The organism is Aeromonas sp. OTU364, from assembly GCF_038440395.1.
Lineage (GTDB): Bacteria > Pseudomonadota > Gammaproteobacteria > Enterobacterales > Aeromonadaceae > Aeromonas.
The window spans coordinates 127095-144001 of the sequence record NZ_JASATR010000004.1 but is presented as its reverse complement, the minus strand read 5'-3'; the positions used below and the strand labels follow the sequence as shown (position 1 = coordinate 144001).

At 62.3% G+C, this 16907-nt stretch carries 17 protein-coding genes; 14 read left to right on the top strand and 3 right to left on the bottom strand.

All coding sequences use genetic code 11. The features are described 5' to 3' along the window. Positions 1-35: 35 nt before the first annotated feature. Complete coding sequence (locus AAHB08_RS06650; RefSeq protein ID WP_342058484.1) at positions 36-998, bottom strand: LysR family transcriptional regulator; 963 nt, start codon at positions 996-998, stop codon at positions 36-38. Positions 999-1135: 137 nt separating this feature from the next. Between AAHB08_RS06650 and AAHB08_RS06645 the strand changes: the two genes are divergently transcribed. The 5 genes from AAHB08_RS06645 to AAHB08_RS06625 all read left to right on the top strand — a co-directional run bounded on the left by AAHB08_RS06645 (position 1136) and on the right by AAHB08_RS06625 (position 6328). After that, positions 1136-2284, top strand: coding sequence for an iron-containing alcohol dehydrogenase (locus tag AAHB08_RS06645; RefSeq protein ID WP_342058483.1), 1149 nt, complete (start codon positions 1136-1138; stop codon positions 2282-2284). Between the two features lie 128 nt (positions 2285-2412). Continuing rightward, complete coding sequence (locus tag AAHB08_RS06640; protein ID WP_342058482.1) at positions 2413-3396, top strand: aldo/keto reductase; 984 nt, start codon at positions 2413-2415, stop codon at positions 3394-3396. Positions 3397-3499: 103 nt separating this feature from the next. Beyond that, positions 3500-4528 carry an MBL fold metallo-hydrolase gene (locus AAHB08_RS06635; protein ID WP_342058481.1) on the top strand — a complete coding sequence of 343 codons (1029 nt, stop codon included), beginning with the start codon at positions 3500-3502 and terminating at the stop codon, positions 4526-4528. A 28-nt stretch (positions 4529-4556) separates the two neighbouring features. Continuing rightward, on the top strand, positions 4557-5045 hold the full coding sequence (locus tag AAHB08_RS06630; protein ID WP_342058480.1) for a (R)-mandelonitrile lyase: 489 nt from the start codon (positions 4557-4559) through the stop codon (positions 5043-5045). A gap of 2 nt (positions 5046-5047) precedes the next feature. Continuing rightward, on the top strand, positions 5048-6328 hold the full coding sequence (locus tag AAHB08_RS06625) for a Bcr/CflA family multidrug efflux MFS transporter (protein WP_342058479.1): 1281 nt from the start codon (positions 5048-5050) through the stop codon (positions 6326-6328). 101 nt (positions 6329-6429) lie between these two features. Here the strand turns inward: AAHB08_RS06625 and AAHB08_RS06620 are convergent, their stop codons facing one another. After that, complete coding sequence (locus AAHB08_RS06620; RefSeq protein ID WP_342058478.1) at positions 6430-7482, bottom strand: alpha/beta hydrolase; 1053 nt, start codon at positions 7480-7482, stop codon at positions 6430-6432. A gap of 250 nt (positions 7483-7732) precedes the next feature. On the opposite strand from AAHB08_RS06620, the gene AAHB08_RS06615 reads away from it, so the two are divergent. The 8 genes from AAHB08_RS06615 (at position 7733) to AAHB08_RS06580 (ending at position 15240) form a co-directional block, all read left to right on the top strand. Next, positions 7733-8908, top strand: coding sequence for an aldo/keto reductase (locus AAHB08_RS06615; RefSeq protein WP_342058477.1), 1176 nt, complete (start codon positions 7733-7735; stop codon positions 8906-8908). 98 nt (positions 8909-9006) lie between these two features. Then, positions 9007-9696: a heavy metal response regulator transcription factor gene (locus AAHB08_RS06610; protein WP_043555748.1), complete on the top strand. Its 690-nt coding sequence runs from the start codon at positions 9007-9009 to the stop codon at positions 9694-9696. Between the two features lie 14 nt (positions 9697-9710). Further along, positions 9711-11159, top strand: coding sequence for a heavy metal sensor histidine kinase (locus AAHB08_RS06605; RefSeq protein ID WP_342058476.1), 1449 nt, complete (start codon positions 9711-9713; stop codon positions 11157-11159). Positions 11160-11256: 97 nt separating this feature from the next. Further along, positions 11257-11736 (top strand): (R)-mandelonitrile lyase, encoded by a 480-nt coding sequence (locus tag AAHB08_RS06600; RefSeq protein WP_342058475.1) that lies wholly within the window; start codon positions 11257-11259, stop codon positions 11734-11736. After that, positions 11714-12475, top strand: coding sequence for a carboxymuconolactone decarboxylase family protein (locus AAHB08_RS06595; RefSeq protein ID WP_342058474.1), 762 nt, complete (start codon positions 11714-11716; stop codon positions 12473-12475). Before AAHB08_RS06600 ends, AAHB08_RS06595 begins: the two co-directional genes overlap by 23 nt. A 30-nt stretch (positions 12476-12505) precedes the next feature. Beyond that, a complete protein-coding gene (locus AAHB08_RS06590; RefSeq protein ID WP_342058473.1) occupies positions 12506-13093 on the top strand; it encodes a flavodoxin in 588 nt (195 codons plus the stop codon). Positions 13094-13198: 105 nt separating this feature from the next. Further along, complete coding sequence (locus AAHB08_RS06585) at positions 13199-14260, top strand: alpha/beta hydrolase (RefSeq protein WP_342058472.1); 1062 nt, start codon at positions 13199-13201, stop codon at positions 14258-14260. A gap of 128 nt (positions 14261-14388) precedes the next feature. Continuing rightward, the gene (locus AAHB08_RS06580) at positions 14389-15240 is read left to right on the top strand and encodes an aldo/keto reductase (RefSeq protein WP_342058471.1); all 852 of its coding nucleotides are present in this window, start codon (positions 14389-14391) and stop codon (positions 15238-15240) included. Positions 15241-15353: 113 nt separating this feature from the next. Here the strand turns inward: AAHB08_RS06580 and AAHB08_RS06575 are convergent, their stop codons facing one another. Then, on the bottom strand, positions 15354-16247 hold the full coding sequence (locus AAHB08_RS06575; RefSeq protein WP_043142485.1) for a LysR family transcriptional regulator: 894 nt from the start codon (positions 16245-16247) through the stop codon (positions 15354-15356). A 305-nt stretch (positions 16248-16552) separates the two neighbouring features. On the opposite strand from AAHB08_RS06575, the gene AAHB08_RS06570 reads away from it, so the two are divergent. After that, entirely contained in the window at positions 16553-16879 is a 327-nt protein-coding gene (locus tag AAHB08_RS06570) for a hypothetical protein (protein WP_342058470.1), read from the top strand. Positions 16880-16907 lie beyond the last annotated feature (28 nt).

Here is a 16907-nt window from a genome sequence, read left to right as displayed (position 1 = left end):
TTGGGATCCACGCCAGGATGAACCCGTCATGAGCTTCATGTTGCCGGGGCAATACCCTTGGCATGGGCAAGGCGCAGCTCCTCGGCGCCGAGCACGAACTCCGGGCTGTCGGTGAGGCGCTCGACCGCCAGATCGATGAAGCGACGTACCCGGGCGGGCTGGGCCGCACGGCTGCCGTAGTAGAGAAACAGGCTGTACATGTCTGTCATGTGGTCGAGCAGCAGGGGAACCAGGCGGCCGGCCCGGATGTGCGCCGCCGCCGTCGGCCCGGCGATCTGGCCTATCACTTCCCCAGCCAGCACGGCGCCCAGCTCCACCGTCTCGTCATTGGTCGATATCGCCGGACGAACGAGATGGTCCTGCACGCTCTCACCAAGCCTTACATGCCAGGGAATAAGGTGGCCGGTGCCGGCATGACGAAACACGCTGCAGCGGTGCACGCCCAGATCGTGCAGCGTTTGCGGCACCCCATGTTTGCGCAGATAGGTGGGGGAGGCGCAGATGATGAGCTGCAAGGGAAACAGGCGGCGTGCGATCAGCCCATCCTGTGGCGAGAGGCCGATCCGCAAACCCACATCGACCCGCTCCTCCACCCAGTTGCCGATGCGGTCATCGAGCTGTACATCGGGCTGGACCTCGGGGTAGAGCCGGCAGTACTCGTCCAGCACTGGGCCTATGATCATCTGCGCGACCGAGCGGGGCCCCACGATCCGCAGCGGGCCGGCGAATGCCTCCCGGGTCTGCCTCGCGGCCGACAGCGCCTGCTGCAGGCCGAGCAGGGCGGGTTGGGCCGCCTCCAGGAAGCGCTGGCCCTCTTCGGTCAGCGACATGCTGCGGGTGGTGCGATGAAACAGACGCACCCCGAGATAGGTCTCCAGCTGCCTCAGTGCCTTGCTGGCGGCCTGAGGGGAGATCTGCTGGGCCTCGGCGGCCTTGCTGAGGCTGCCCAGTTCCACCGTGCGCACGAAGGTGGTGATGGATCTCAATTCGCTGATCATGCTCTTTCTCGTCAATTTACATCATTTAGTTGTAACTGATTCATCCATTTGCCGTCTAGTTCGATGTTTGTTGCCCATTTATAGTTCAGTCCATCGAGATGCCACCCGGCATGTCCCCGGACAGCGAGACGAGCAAGATGGACAATTTCAGCTTTTACAACCCGACCCGGATCGAGTTTGGCACCGGCAAGGAGCGCCTCATCGGCGAGATCCTGGCCCAGCACGGCATCAAGAAGGTGCTGCTGGCCTATGGCAGCGATCGCATCAAGGGTGATGGCCTCTTTGCTACCGTGAGCGCCAGCCTGGGCGAGCAGGGGATCCCGTTCGTGGAATGCGGCGGCATCGTCAGCAACCCGCTCATCTCCAAGGTGCGTGAGGCCATCGCCCTGGCTCGGGAGCAGGGGGTCGACGCCATCCTCAGCGTCGGCGGCGGCTCCGTGCTCGACAGCGCCAAGGCCATTGCCGCAGGCAGCCTCTATCAGGGGGATGTCTGGGATCTGTTCGTCGGCAAGGGGCAGATCGAGGCGGCGCTGCCGGTGTTTGCCATCCTGACCCTGGCTGCCACCGGCAGCGAGATGAACAGCGGCGCCGTGGTGACCAACGATGACACCAAAGAGAAGTTCGCCATCAACTCGGTGCACACCTTCCCCAGGGTCTCCATCGTCAATCCGGCGCTGATGCAGACGGTCTCCCGGGACTATCTGGTCTACTCGGCGGCGGACATCATAGCCCACGCCATCGAGGGCTACTTCACTGCCAAGGTGCAGCCGACAATCCAGTCCCGCCTGGTGGAGTCCGTCATCGCCACCGTGCTGGAGACCACGGAGCAGTTGCTGGCAGACCCCGAAAATTACAACGCCCGCGCCGAGTTTGCCTGGGCGGCGACCCTGGCATTGAACGGCCTGACCTATGCGGGGACGTCGGGCTTTGGTTACCCCAACCACATGATCGAACACGCGCTCTCCGCCCTGTTCAATGTGCCTCATGGCGCAGGCCTGTCGGTGGTGATGCCCGCCTGGATGAAGTGGTACCAGGGCCAGAATCCGGCTCAGTTCGAGCGCTTCGCCCAGCAGCTGTTCGGCTTGAAAACCGCCGAGGAAGGTATTGCCGCCCTGGAGACATGGTTCGACAAGATTGGCACGCCGACCCGCCTCTCCCAGCTCGGCATCACGGAGGCGGACCTGCCCGCCATCCTGGAGAACCTCAAGGGCAACGCCCGCTGGTTCGGTCTGGCCGAGACCTACACCCAGGAGGTGCTGACCAGCATCCTTCGCAAGGCCATGTAAGTGGCGGTGCCTCTCGCTCCGGCGTCAGGAGCGAGCCGCGAGTCGCCAACCATCACACCAGGCGGGTGCCAGGCACCCACACCATGGCGCTTTCCCAGGAGAGCGCCTTCCAGGAAAAGGGATCCATCATGCAAACACGTACTTTGGGTAACAGCGGGCTGACGGTGTCGGCCATCGGTCTGGGCTGCATGGGGCTGAGCTTTGGCTATGGCCCGGCCACGGACAAGGGGCAGGCCATCCACCTTATCCGCCGCGCCCATGAACTGGGAGTGACCTTCTTCGACACCGCCGAGGCCTATGGCCCTGGCGATAACGAACTGCTGCTGGGGGAGGCGCTGGCCCCGTTCCGGGACAAGGTGGTGATCGCCACCAAGTTCGGTTTCAAGAACGGCAAGGTGCCCGATGGGCTGGACAGCCGGCCGGAGAATATCCGCGCCGTGGCCGAGGCCTCCCTGCGCCGCCTCAACACCGATGTGATCGATCTCTTCTATCAGCACCGCGTCGATCCCGATGTCCCCATGGAAGAGGTGGCTGGCACAGTGCGAGACCTTATCCAGGAGGGCAAGGTGCGCCACTTCGGTCTGTCCGAGGCCGGTGTCGACTCCATTCGTCGTGCCCACGCCGTGCAGCCGGTGGCGGCGCTGCAGAGCGAATACTCTCTCTGGTGGCGCGAACCGGAGCAGGCCATTCTGCCGCTGCTGGAGGAGCTGGGCATCGGCTTTGTGCCGTTCAGCCCCCTCGGCAAGGGCTTCCTGACCGGGGCCATCAAGGTCGATACCCGATTCGATGACGCGGATTTTCGCAACCAGGTCCCACGTTTTGCCGAGGCGGCGCGCCAGGCCAACCAGCATCTGGTGGAGGTCTTGAGCGATCTTGCGGCCAGCAAGGGGGTGACCTCTGCCCAGATCGCGATTGCCTGGCTGCTGGCACAAAAGCCCTGGATCGCCCCCATACCCGGCACCACCAAGCTGCATCGGCTCGAGGAGAACCTGGGCGCAGCCCGGGTGGCACTGAGCGCCGCCGATCTGGGAGACATCCAGCGTGCCCTGGCCGGGATCAAGGTGGAGGGGGATCGCTATCCGTCACACCTGCAGAAAAACGTGGGTCGCTAAGGCAGGATCCTCAACAGGAGTCTCATGAATGCAGAACCCCTCTGTACTCTCTCGCGCCGTCCCCAGGGGCCGGCGCGCTCTCTGGTTGCTAACAGGAGCCGTGATGGCAGGCATTATCTCCTATGTATTGAAACCGGGCCTGCCCGCGCACCCTGACTCTTCACAGTATCAGGGGGGTCGGTTCAGCAATGTCGTGGCACTGCCGCAGCGCAGCACCTGGGAAGGGGTCCGGCTCTGGTGGGATTTTCTGTTCGCCAAGCCTGAGGGCACAGTGCCGGATAGCGCCATCCCGGTGCAGGCCATGACCCGGGAGGGGCTGATGGCCGCCCCGGACAACAGCGTGTGGCGCCTCGGCCACTCCAGTCTGCTGTTCAAATTGCAGGGCAAGTTCTGGCTGACGGATCCCGTGTTCAGCGAGCGCGCCTCGCCGGTGCAGTGGTTCGGTCCAAAACGCTGGCACGCACCGCCCATCACCCTGGATGCGCTGCCCCCCATAGAGGCGGTGATCCTCTCCCACGATCACTACGACCACCTCGATCATGACGCCATCCTGGCGCTGCAAGAGAAGGTCGGCCACTTCATCACGCCGCTCGGGGTGGGGGCGCGCCTGGTTGCCTGGGGTGTCCCCCAGCACAAGGTCAGGGAGCTGGATTGGTGGCAGAAGGCCCGGGTCGGCGGCATCGAATTCATCGCCACCCCGGCCCAGCACTTCTCCGGCCGTGGCCTTGGGGATGGCAACCAGACCCTGTGGGCCTCCTGGGTCATTCGCGGGGAGGGAGCCACTCTCTTCTTCAGCGGTGACAGCGGCTACTTCGACGGCTTCAAGGAGATCGGCAGGCGCTACGGCCCGTTCGACATGGCCTTCCTCGAGACCGGGGCCTACGACAAGCGCTGGGAGTACGTGCACATGTTGCCGGCGCAGACGGCGCAGGCGTTTCACGATCTGCGCGGGCAGTGGCTCTATCCAGTGCACAACGGCACCTTCGATTTGGCCATGCACCAGTGGGATGACCCCCTCGAGCAGATAGTCCGTCTGGCCGCCGAGCAGCAGATCCCATTGACCACCCCGATGATGGGGGAGCCCCTGAACGTGCTGGCCCCCCACGAGGGCAGCGCCTGGTGGCGCGAGTGACACATTTTTTAAAACGCAGGAGTCGACAATGAACCCAATATCCGCCACCACGCTCGCCGCCGCCATGGCGCTCGGCCAGGCCGAGGCAAAGGAGCAGACGATACAGGTATTTTCCCCGGGGCAGGTGCCTGCAACCCAGGGGGCCAGCGAGTTCTTCGTCGGGGATGTCTATGTGGATCTGCGCTATCAGGGCACGGCGCCCGCCGCCATCTCCGGTGGTCTGGTCAGCTTCATGCCGGGGGCGCGCACCGCCTGGCATACCCATCCCCTGGGCCAGACCCTCTACGTGGTCAGTGGGGTGGGGCGGGTGCAGATGGTGGGAGCGCCTGTCCGGGAAATCCGGCCAGGGGACCTGGTGTGGATCCCGGCCGGGGTGAAGCATTGGCACGGTGCGGCGCCAGATACCCCCATGACCCACCTGGCGCTGGCAGAACAGCAGGATGGCAAGGTGGTGACCTGGCTTGAGCAGGTGAGCGAGGGTGATTATCGCGCCGCCGTCGCCGGGGGGCGGGATTGAGCATGCGGGGGAATAACAGTCAGCCCGCTGTCGGACCGGCACACCCAGGTAGCCTGCCCGAACGCGCTCATGCCCAGGAGCTCAGGATCCTGATCATCCTGAGCGCCTTGATGTCGTTTGCCTCCATTTCCACCGACATGTACCTGCCGGCGTTGCCGCAGCTGGTCCATGACTTGAACACAGACATGACCCAGGTCGAGCTGACCATCTCGACCTTTCTGATCGGTTTCAGCCTGGGACAGCTGTTCTGGGGGCCGGCGAGCGATCGCTATGGCCGGCGCCTGCCCATCATGCTCGGTATCGGACTCTTCATCCTGGGCTCGGTGGGCTGTGCCCTGGCCGAGACCGCCCCTCAGATGCTGGTGTGGCGCGTCATTCAGGCCCTGGGAGCCTGCGCCGGCCCCGTGCTGGCCAGGGCCATGGTCCGTGATCTCTATGCCAGGGAGCGGGCGGCCCAGATGCTGTCGACCCTGATCCTGATGATGGCGGTCGCGCCTCTGCTCGGGCCGTTGCTCGGGGGGCAACTGCTGCTGTACTGGTCCTGGCGAGGGATCTTCTGGGTGCTGGCCATCATGGGGGTCGTGGCCCTGATCGCCATGCGCTACCTGCCCGAAACCCTGGCACCGGCGGGCCGAAGCCAGGCGTCTCTGGCCGTGACAATGAAAGACTATGTCGCCCTGGCGATGGACGGACGCTTGCTGCGCTATGCCCTCGCCGGCGGCTTTTACTACGGCGGTTGCTATGCCTTTATCGCCGGAACCCCGTTTGCCTACGTCGATTACTACCAGGTGTCGGCGCAGGCCTATGGCCTGCTCTTTGGCGCCAATATCCTGGGGTTGATGGTGCTGAATTTCGTCAACACTCGCCTGGTGGCGAAGTGGGGGCCCGAGCGCCTGTTTCGCTACGGTGCCTGGGCTGCCGCTGCCTCCGCTCTCTGGCTGGCCCTCGATGCCTGGTGGGGATTGGGTGGGGTCGCCGGGTTGGCCGTGCCCATCTTCTGCTACATGTCGGTCAGTGGCTTCATCGTCGCCAACTCGGTGGCCAGCGCCCTGGCGCTCTTCCCGAAGCAGGCGGGCGCGGCCTCTTCCCTGGTCGGTGCCATGCACTACGGCAGCGGGGTGTTCAGCGCGGCCCTGCTCGGCTGGTGCACCGATGGCACCCCCTGGACCATGGGCTGGATAGTGGCTGTCGGGGGAGTGGGCTGCCTCGTCTTTGCACTGTGGCGACGCACCGAGTCCGAGGCGTCTTGCGAGCCGATGTCGCAACCCGAGCCGGTGCGATAAGGACGCTTGGCGATGACGCCATGGGGAAACAGGGGGGAGCCAAAGAGATGAAAGCCCCGATCAGCGCCGTGAAGGCACTGACCGGGGCGATGGGGGTATCGTCAGATGTTCTTTTCGAAGAAGGCATCGATCCGGCTCATCGCCTGATCCACGTAGCGAGGCACCCAGTAGGTTTCAATGTGCGTCGCCCCCTCGATGAGGAACAGCTCTTTATGGGCGGTGCCGGTGGCTTTCTTGAAGGCGCTTTCCGTCATGTAGCGCGAGTCCGCCTTGGTCCCCGCCATCATCAGCAGCGGTTGATTGATGAGCTCCATGTTGCTCTGGGCATCGAAGTTCATCAGGTCGAGCAGGCTGCTGGTGGTGTAGCGGAATGTCGAATTGGGATGGGCATGGGTCTTCCAGTAGTACTCATAGCCTTGGCGGTAAAGCTCGAACGGCAGCTTGGCTATCTGTTCGTCGGTCAGGTTGGCATCGCCGGAGTAGCTCACCTCACCCGTGGTGACCTCCCTGGTGCGGGCATCGGTGGCCTGCTTCAGGCGCTCTTGCACGGTGGCGAGTTGAGAGTCCTGATATCCGTTGCGACGCACCAGCCCTGAGTCAAACATGCTCAGGGTCGCCAGGGCCTTGAAACGCTTGTCGGTCTGGGCCGCTTTCAAGGAGTAACCGCCACCGCCGCAAATGCCAAGCAGGCCGATGCGTTCCTTGTCAACGCCGGGGTATTGGCCGAGGTAATCCGCCATGCCGTGAATGTCCTCGATGCGGTTTGCCGGTTTATCGACGCTGCGGGGCATGCCTCCGCTGGCCCCCTGGTAGGCGGCGTCCGCCGTGATGGCGATGTAGCCTTGCTCTGCCAGGCGCTGGGCATAGAGGCCCGCGACCTGCTCCTTGACCCCTCCGTTGGGGTGGGCAACGACCACGGCCGGGTAGGTTTTGGCGGGATCATAGTCGGCAGGGGTATAGACATTCGCGGCTATCTGGATGCCATGCAGGTCATATTTCACCGGGTGGAGGTTGACCCTGCCCTGGATGTTTTCGGTGATGGCCCCTTCATAGGCCAGGGTAAACGGATTTTGTCTGTGATCGGCGGCCTGGGCGGTGGCGGCAAAGCCTGCCAGCGCCGTCAGCACCATGGCATTGAGAAAGGTCTGTTTCATGTGGACTCCCGAGGGTAAGCGCGGCCTGGCTCCAGAGGCACGCGGTGGATATTGCCGGACAAGGGTAAGGGGAGGGGGCTGTCAGCCCCATGACGGGGAAATGACAATGCTGTCAGTCAGGTGGTGGCCTTGGCCTGGATTTCTGACACGGCTGTCAGCTTGCTGTCAGGGGAATGTTGGTAACGAATCAATAGGATGTGGCAATACGAAGTGGTCTTCGTCACCCGTCTGGTCATAAAAGGAGTCTCTTATGGAGAGCAAACCAGCAGTGTTTACGCCCGATGCACCCGCGATGCCGGCGCGACGCAAGTTGCTGATCGCGGGGGCCGGCATGGCCGCGGCCTCGTTGATCCCCCAGGTCAACGGGGCTCAGCCATCCCCACAGTCCCATGGCGCAGGTCAGCCCGTTGCCGGGCCAGGAAGGCGCAAGCTGGGTGGACTTGACGTCTCTGCCATCGGACTGGGGGTGCAGAACATGAGCCGCAAATATGACACCTCCGTCCCCTGGCGCCCTGAAATGGTCAACATAGTGCGCAGGGCCTTTGATCAGGGGGTGACGTTCTTTGATGCCGCCGAGGCCTATGGTCCCTTCGAAGTGGAGCGGATCCTGGGCGAGGCCGTGGCACCCTTCAGAGACAAGATCGTCATCGCCACCAAGTTTGGCTGGAACATCGATCAACAGACCGGTGAGCGGCGTCCCGGGCTCAACAGTCGGCCCGAGCACATCAAGCAAGTCGTCGAGGGAATGCTCAAGCGCCTGCGCACGGATCGTATCGATCTGCTCTATCAGCACAGGGTCGATCCCCTGGTGCCTATCGAGGATGTTGCCGGCGCGGTGAAAGATCTGATGGATCAAGGGAAGGTGTTGCACTGGGGCCTGTCTGAAATGGGGATCGACACCTTGAAACGCGCCCATGCAGCGCTCCCCGTCACGGCGGTTCAGAGTGAGTACTCGATGTTATGGCGGGGGCCGGAACAGTCTGTGCTGCCGACCTGCGAAGCGTTGGGGATAGGGTTTGTGCCGTGGAGCCCGCTGGGGGTGCAGTTCCTGACTGGCTGGATCGACAAGAATACCCGCTTTGCCCCCGGTGATTTCCGGGGGACGGAGTCGCGCTTCGCACCCGAAAATCTGGAGCATAACCTTGGGCTCGTGGCCGTACTGAAAACCTGGGCTGAACGCAAGAGTGCGACGCCCGGGCAGATAGCGCTGGCCTGGTTGCTGGCCAGGAAACCCTGGATTGTGCCTATCCCGGGCACCACTAACATGGACCACATGCTGCAAAACACGTCGGCAGCGGGGATCCAGCTGAGCGCTGCCGAGATGACGGAGCTCACCCGATCTCTGGATGCCATCGTCATCAAGGGACAGCGTCTGCCGGACGCAGTGCAGGCCTATTCCGATGTGGACGCGCCGCCAAAGCGCTGACTTGCTGGCCGCTGGCGGGATGAATGGAGGTAGGGCCCCGTTGGCACCCTGTTCATGCTGTCATGAGCGCGAGCCCTGGATATAAGGAGGTGGATGCCATGCGTCTGTTGTTGGTAGAGGACGAAGAGAAGACCTCGTCATATCTTTGTCGCGCACTGGGAGAGTCGGGCTTCATGGTCGATGTCTCCGCGGAGGGGGCCGAAGGACTCCATTTTGCGCTGGAGTACGAGTATGACGCCATCATTCTGGATGTGATGTTGCCTGGCATGGATGGCTATCGGGTGCTGGAGGGGCTTCGTGCGAGCAAGCAGACACCGGTGCTGATGCTCTCCGCGCGCGGATCCGTGGACGAGCGGGTCAAGGGGCTGCGTCTGGGGGCCGATGACTATCTGCCCAAACCCTTCTCGCTCATTGAACTGGTTGCCCGTATCCAGGCCCTGGTGCGTCGTCGCGGGGCCGATGGCGCGGACATCACCCAGTTGCAGATCCACGATATGCATCTGGATCTGCTGGCGCGTCGGGTGTCGCGCGCCGGCCATCGGCTGGAACTCACCGCCAAGGAGTTTTCCCTGCTCAGCCTGCTGGCCCGCCATCAGGGGGAGATCCTCTCGAAGATGATGATTGCCGAGCAGGTCTGGGATATGAATTTTGACAGTGATGCCAACGTCGTGGAAGTCGCGATAAAACGGCTGCGAGCCAAGATAGATGCGCCTTTCGAGGTCAAGCTGCTGCACACGGTGCGCGGCATGGGCTATGTGCTCGAAGTCAGGCCGGACCTGCACCCTTGAGGGGAGGAAACAAGATGTTCACAGGCTCCATCTCCGGACACCTGGCGCTGATGTTTGCCCTGAGTGCCGTCCTGATCGTCTCGGCATCCGGTTTGCTGCTGAGGAGTTCGCTCCATGACTCCTTGCAAAAGCAGATGCACAACGAGCTGTCGTTTCGTGAATCCTTGATGAGCCCCTGGATCAGTGCCCGCACCTCCAGCGAAGGGTGGTCAGTGCTCGCCAGCAAGTTCACCAATCTGGCCAGCTCCGAGGGGAACCGTGTTCACTATTGGATTGTCAGCGACGATCCCCGCTTCAGGGTGGGAGGCATACCGCCATCGGGGGTAGCCTGGGACGCTCTCAAGGAGGGGTTCAACAAACTGCCCGGCGCCTCGGAGGAGGCCTGCTCGCTCTTCCTGCTGGTGAAGACCATTCCCGCCAATGGGGAAAGGCCCGAGCTGCGCTATGTGGTGTCCATCGACTCGACACCCTATATGAGCACACTGGACGCCTTTACCCGCACGCTGCTGATCATCACTCTCCTTGGCGTGCTGATGGTCGCCTTGCTGGGGTATGGCGTTGCCCGGATTGGTCTGCGCCCGGTGGGGGCCTTGAGTCAGCAGGCCCATCGACTGGCGCCGGGAGACCATGGTCAGCGGCTGGACACAGACGCCTTGCCCGAGGAGCTGCAGCAGCTGGCCTCCTCGTTCAACGGCGTCTTGGCACGTCAGGAGGTGGCATGGCGGCAACTGGAGAGCTTCAATGCCGATGTGGCCCATGAGCTGCGGACCCCACTCACGAATCTGATTGGCCAGACTCAGCTGGGATTATCCCGCAGGCGTTCGCCAGAGGAGCTGGGCGACTTGCTCGGCTCCAATCTGGAGGAGCTGGAGCGGATGGCTTCCATCGTCAACGACATGCTGTTTTTGTCCCATGCCCATGCGGGGGAGCATGCCTCCCAATTGGAGCGGGTTTCGCTGCGGGAAGAGACCCTCAAGACGGTGGAGTATGTGGAGCCCTCCCTCGCCGAAAAGCGGCTCTCATTGCAGGTGGAAGGGGATGTGATTGCACATATCGACCGGCGTCTGTTCCATCGTTCACTCGCCAATTTACTGGAGAATGCGGCAAGACACTCACCGCCCCACGGAACCATCACCGTCAGACTGAGCCAGCGCGAGGAGCAGGCCTGTGTCGCTGTCTCAAACCCCGGCGATCCCATTGCCCCTGCCCATCTGTCTCGCCTGTTTGAACGCTTTTACCGGGTTGACTCAGCCAGGGCCCGCAGCGACACCCATCATGGCCTGGGGCTGTCCATTGTCCGGGCGGTGGCGATCATGCACCGGGGAGAGGTGTTTGCCCAAAGCGAGGAGGGGGTTAATACCTTTGGGCTCACTTTTGCTCTGTCCCCACAGAGGGGACGGGATCATGAGTCAGCTCCCGCGCTGGAGAGACGATTGGCGCCTTCCATGCTCGGTCTATCCTGACGGGAACGTCAGCCTGGGGTCAGCCTGACGACATCTCGTGCTTGCTAGCATGGCAGTGGTTTAACCCCAGGCTCACTCACTAAAGGGATCGCGTTTCATGTCAGGAAAAATGCGTTATTTCGCTCTGCTGCTGCCGCTTATGAGTTGCGTCGCCATTGCGGCGGAGCAAGGTGCAGCCACCGGCATCGCCGTCGCGGGCAGCCAGGCGGCGGTGTACGGTTCGGCGGACAACTTTACCGGCCGGGTCCGGGTCGATCCGCTTTTCACGGCCGACCAGGCTATCCCGGTATCGGGTGCTTATGTCACCTTCGAGCCCGGGGCGCGTTCGGCCTGGCACAGGCACCCGGCAGGGCAGCGGCTCATTGTGACCTCGGGGGTCGGCTTGACCCAGCAGGAGGGTCAACCGGTACAGATCATCCGTCCCGGTGATGTCGTCTCCTGCCCACCCGGGGTCAAGCATTGGCATGGTGCCACCCCCGGCAGTGCGATGACGCATCTGGCGGTGACCGGCAATGTGGACGGCAAGAGTGTTGAATGGATGGAGAAGGTGACAGATGAACAATACCAGGCACATTAAGGCGATCACGGCAGCGGCGCTGCTGTTCCTTGGCACTGGACTGCCCTACGGGGTGGCCGCCATTGAGGGTTCCACCCAGGTGAGCCAGCAAGGGTCAGTGACCGATACCCTGACCACGCGCCAACAGGCCATTCCCTTGATCGCCTCGGCGATGGCGACCAGCAACATGGAGAGGCTACGAGATACCCTCAATCGGGGTCTGGATGCAGGATTGACGGTGAATGAAGCCAAGGAGGTGCTCGTTCAGCTCTATGCTTATGCCGGTTTTCCTCGCAGTCTGAATGCCTTGAATGAGTTGATGAAGGTTGTCGAGGCCCGCAAGGCTCGGGGCATCAGCGATCCTCTCGGAAAAGAGCCCGTCACCCCCATCCCGGTCGGCGATGAATTGCGCCGAGTGGGGACCGCCAACCAGACCAGGATCTCGGGCGCACCGGTACAGGGTCCGCTCTTTGAGTTTGCCCCTGTGATCAACCAGTACCTGCAGACGCACCTGTTTGGCGATATTTTTGCTCGCGACAACCTGGACTGGCAGAGCCGTGAACTGGCGACGGTAGGGGCGTTGGCTTCCATGCCAGGGGTGGAGGCCCAGTTGCTGTCCCATATGCGTGCCAGTCAACGGGTCGGCCTGAGCGCCGGTCAACTGCATCAGGTGGTGCAACTGCTGCGCGAACAGGGCGAAGTCGATGCCGCCACCCGGGCACAGAAGGCACTGCAGCAGGCGCTGGCCACGACCAAATAGGGCAGTGGACGTTACCAAGGAGCAGGCAGCATGTCAGATCACCATGACCCCACCCGAAGGAAGCTGCTGGCGGCGCTGCCGGGCTTGACGCTGGTGAACCTTCCCCTGGGGCAGGCCATCGCCAGTGCGCAGGCGCGACAACCCAATGGCAGTATCCTGGTCGCCTATTTCTCCCGAAGCGGCAATACGCAGGTGATCGCGGGGGTGATCCAACGCACGCTGCAAGCCGATCTGTTCGAGATAGCGCCAGCGAGCCCATATCCGGCGGATTACTTCCAGACCGTCGCGCAGGCGCAGCGTGAGCGGGATCTTGGGCTGACCCCTGCGCTGAAACAGTCCGCCACCATGGCGGGCTATTACACCCTTTATGTCGGCTTTCCCATCTGGGGGATGACGGTTCCCCCCGTGGTCAAGAGCTTCCTGAGCGGCCATGATCTGGCGGGTAAGCGGCTGGTGCCTTTCATCACCCACGGTGGCTATGGCATCGGGGATAGCGAGGCGGTACTCGCCAGACTGGCGTCAGGTGCCAGGCGAGATGCGCCACTGATCATGGAGTGCGATCAGGAGAGGCGAACGACCGAGACAGTCGCCCGGTGGCTGGAGGGCAGAGGGAGTTGATCTCATCTTTGGGCGAGGCAGACAGGTCATCGTCGTGAGGGCGACAGGTGATGCTCATATACGTAAACAGGATTGAGGCCACAGGCCAAACAAGGGAACACAACCATGAAGAGACTCAGTAAATCATTGCTGTCTTGTATGCTGGCGGGGGCGCTGGTGGCACCCGCTCATGCCGATCCCCTGGTTATCCAGGAGCAGGGCAGCTTTGCCGCGGGGGGCGCCGTCGTCACCGCACCCGGCACCTTTGACCCCAGGAAACCACTGGACCCTGCCGGTCAGACCTACCATGGGGATCACGCCAGCGTCTTCTATCAGATCCCGTCCAACCCGCACCCGTATCCGATCGTCATGCTCCACGGCGCTGGCCAGTCTTCCCGTACCTGGCAGACCACGCCGGATGGCCGGGAAGGTTTCCAGACCCTGTTCCTGCGCCGGGGGTTTGCGACCTATCTGGTCGATCAGCCCCGCAGAGGCAGCGCGGGTCGCAGCATGGTGGAGGGGACAGTGGCCCCCAATCCGGATGAGCAGTTGTGGTTCAACCAGTTCCGCCTCGGCGTCTGGCCGGATTATTTCAACGGCGTCCAGTTCTCGCAGGATCAGGCGGTGCTGAACCAGTATTTTCGCCAGATGACCCCCAACACAGGGCCCTTTGATGCCAACGTCATCGCCGATGCCATGGCGGCGGTGCTGGACAAGAGTGGTCCTGCCATCCTGTTCACCCACTCCCAGGGGGGCGGACCTGGCTGGCATACCGCCATAAAAAGCAACAAGGTGAAGGCCATAGTCGCGTTCGAACCAGGCAGTGGCTTCCTCTTCCCTGAGCAGGCGTTGCCAGCCCCCATGCCGAGCGCGTTCGATACCCTGAAGGGGGAGCCGGTGGCGATGGCGCAGTTCATGAGCCTGACCAGGATCCCGGTGCTGATCCTGTATGGCGACAACATCCCGGACAAACCGACCGCCATGCCCGCCCAGGACAGCTGGCGAGTCAGGCTGGCGATGGCTCGCCAGTGGCGGGATCAGGTCAACCAGCATGGGGGGGATGTCAGCGTCGTTCACCTGCCCGAAATCGGCATCAAGGGCAACACCCACTTCCCCTTCTCCGATCTGAACAATGTGCAGATCGCCGATCTGGTCAGCCAGTTCCTGAAAGAGAAGGGTCTGCAATAACCACGGGAGACAGCAAGGGTGAGGACGAGATTCATGAATATTGCTAATAAACCCTAGCAAGATCCCGGGTCTAATCTCGTCAATCCCCTTGCGTTATGCTGGGTACACACTATCGGAAGGATATAGTCATGCACACAGTCAGACTCAATAACGGTATAGAAATGCCCCTGCTGGGGTTTGGTGTCTTCCAGATGACGGACGCGGCAGAGTGCGAGCGCGCCGTCATCGAGGCCATAGACACCGGCTATCGGCTGATCGATACCGCCGCCTCCTATCAGAATGAGATTCAGGTCGGGAACGGGATCAGGCAGAGCGGCATCGGACGCCGCGAGCTCTTTGTCACCACCAAGCTCTGGTTGCAAGATGCCAGCTACGAGGGAGCCAAGGCGCAGTTCGAGCGCTCCTTGAACCGCCTGCAGCTCGATTATGTGGATCTCTATCTCATCCATCAGCCCTACGGGGATGTCCACGGCGCCTGGCGGGCAATGGAGGAGTTGCAGCAAGCCGGCAAGATCCGGGCAATCGGCGTCAGCAACTTCCAGCCGGATCGGCTGGCGGATCTCATGGCGTTCAACAAGGTGGTGCCTGCCGTCAATCAGATAGAGGTGAACCCCTTCAATCAGCAGCTGCATGCCGCCCCCTGGATGCAGAGTCGACAGATACAGCCACAGGCGTGGGCCCCCTTCGCCGAGGGCCGAAATGGTCTGTTCCAGCACCCGGTGCTGACCGCCATCGGCGCGAAGCGGGGAAAGAGCGTGGGACAAGTGGTGTTGCGCTGGATCTTCCAGCGCGGCATAGCGTCGCTGGCCAAGTCGGTGCGCAAGGAGAGAATGGAGGAGAACCTCGACATCCTCGACTTCGAACTCAGTCAGGACGAGATGGTGCAGATAGCCGCGCTGGATACGGCGACCAGCGCCTTCTTCTCTCACCGCGACCCCGCCATGGTGGAGTGGCTGACCCAGCGCAAGCTCGACGTCTGACAGGGGCAATCAGCAATGGCGTCGGGAGATGACAGACGGTGGGTGGCGCGGTTCGCCGCCAACCGTTCTTCCTGCTGAGGGAGCACAGTGCCCACGGTCGGAGAGGGGAGGCATCATGCCCGCAAGCGCACGGCGTCCAGGAACAGCCGAAAGGCGGGAGAGTTCTGGCGCCGGCTGGGGTAGTAGAGGTGATACCCGGGGAAGCGTGGGCAATAGGGGGCCAGTACCGAGATCAGCGCCCCTGTGGCCAGATGGGGTTCGGCCATGTCTGAAGGCAGATAAGCCAGACCGTGGCCTGCCAGCGCGGCGCGCAGTACGGGCGTGCCTGTGTTGAAGATGCACTGACCCTGTACATGGGCCTTGATGGGTTGGCCATCTTGCTCAAACTCCCACAGCATCAGGTTGTCATAGGTGGGCAGCCGCAGGCCGATGCATTGATGAGCCGCCAGATCCTGAATGGTGTGGGGGGCCGGGTTGCGGGAGAGATAGTCGGGGGAGGCCACCACGACGATCTGCATATCCTGGCTGATACGCACCGCAATCATGTCTTTCTCCACCTGTTCCCCCAACCGGATCCCCGCATCAAACTTCTGCTCGACTATGTTGGTCAGGCCGTAGTTGATATCGATTTCTACCTGAATGTCCGGGTACTCCTTGAGCAGCGGCGATATGCGCGGCCACAGGTAGGTGTCTGCCGCATGCTCGGCGGTAGTGATACGGATCAAGCCCGCGGGTTTGTCCTTGAGCTCATTGAGCGCCGAGATCTCATCCTCGATCCCCTCAAAATGCGGCTGCAGGCGTTCAAGCAGCCGCTCGCCCGCCGGGGTTGGGGAGACGCTGCGCGTGGTCCGGGTCAACAACCGAATGCCCAGTCGCTCCTCCAGCCCCCGCATGGCGTGGCTCAGGGCGGACTGGGATACCCCCAGGTGAGCCGCCGCGCGGGTAAAGCTGCCTTCTCTTGCCACCGCCATGAAGGAGATCAAGTCGTTGTAGTTGGTTTTTGCCATGAGTTGCCCTGCCGAAGGTCGTGATAGGGGGGAGGTGCGTGCCGGCAGGGTAACTGCCGACTCGGCATCATTACTAGCGTAAATTCATGAGATTTTCTCATAAACCCATTCTGATTATCCCGTCTAATCACGTTATCCAACAACCAGTACACTGCCGTCACTGAACACCACATCGGTGCTCACCGCATTACCGCCATGGGGCGGTGCACAGCGAAACCATGCCTGGCGCGACACTGTGTCTCTGGCATGGCCGACAAGGAGACGTCGTTCTGGCCTGCGGGCCTTCCACCATTGACGATGTGAGAATGATGATGAAACACGCAATCACACTGCTGGCCTTCTTCGGCCTGATGAGTTCCCCTCTGGCCATGGCCGCCATCTCTGCCAAGATCAACGCTATCCCCGGCGCTCTGATCGTGAACTGGCAGCCCCAAGACGCCGGACAGCGCATGGGCGATGCCCTCGAGGTATACAACGATTCTGGCGATCTGCTGGCACGGGTTCCGGCCAGGATGTCGGGCCAGCAGCGGGTCGTGCTGCCCGCAAAGACACAGGGTGATCTGCGTCTGAGTCTGGGAAGTGAACAGGCGCAGTATCGCGTGCCGTTCGGTTTTGGTGGCGGTCAGGAATAAGCCGCTCAGTCCCTTTGTGCTTCGTTTT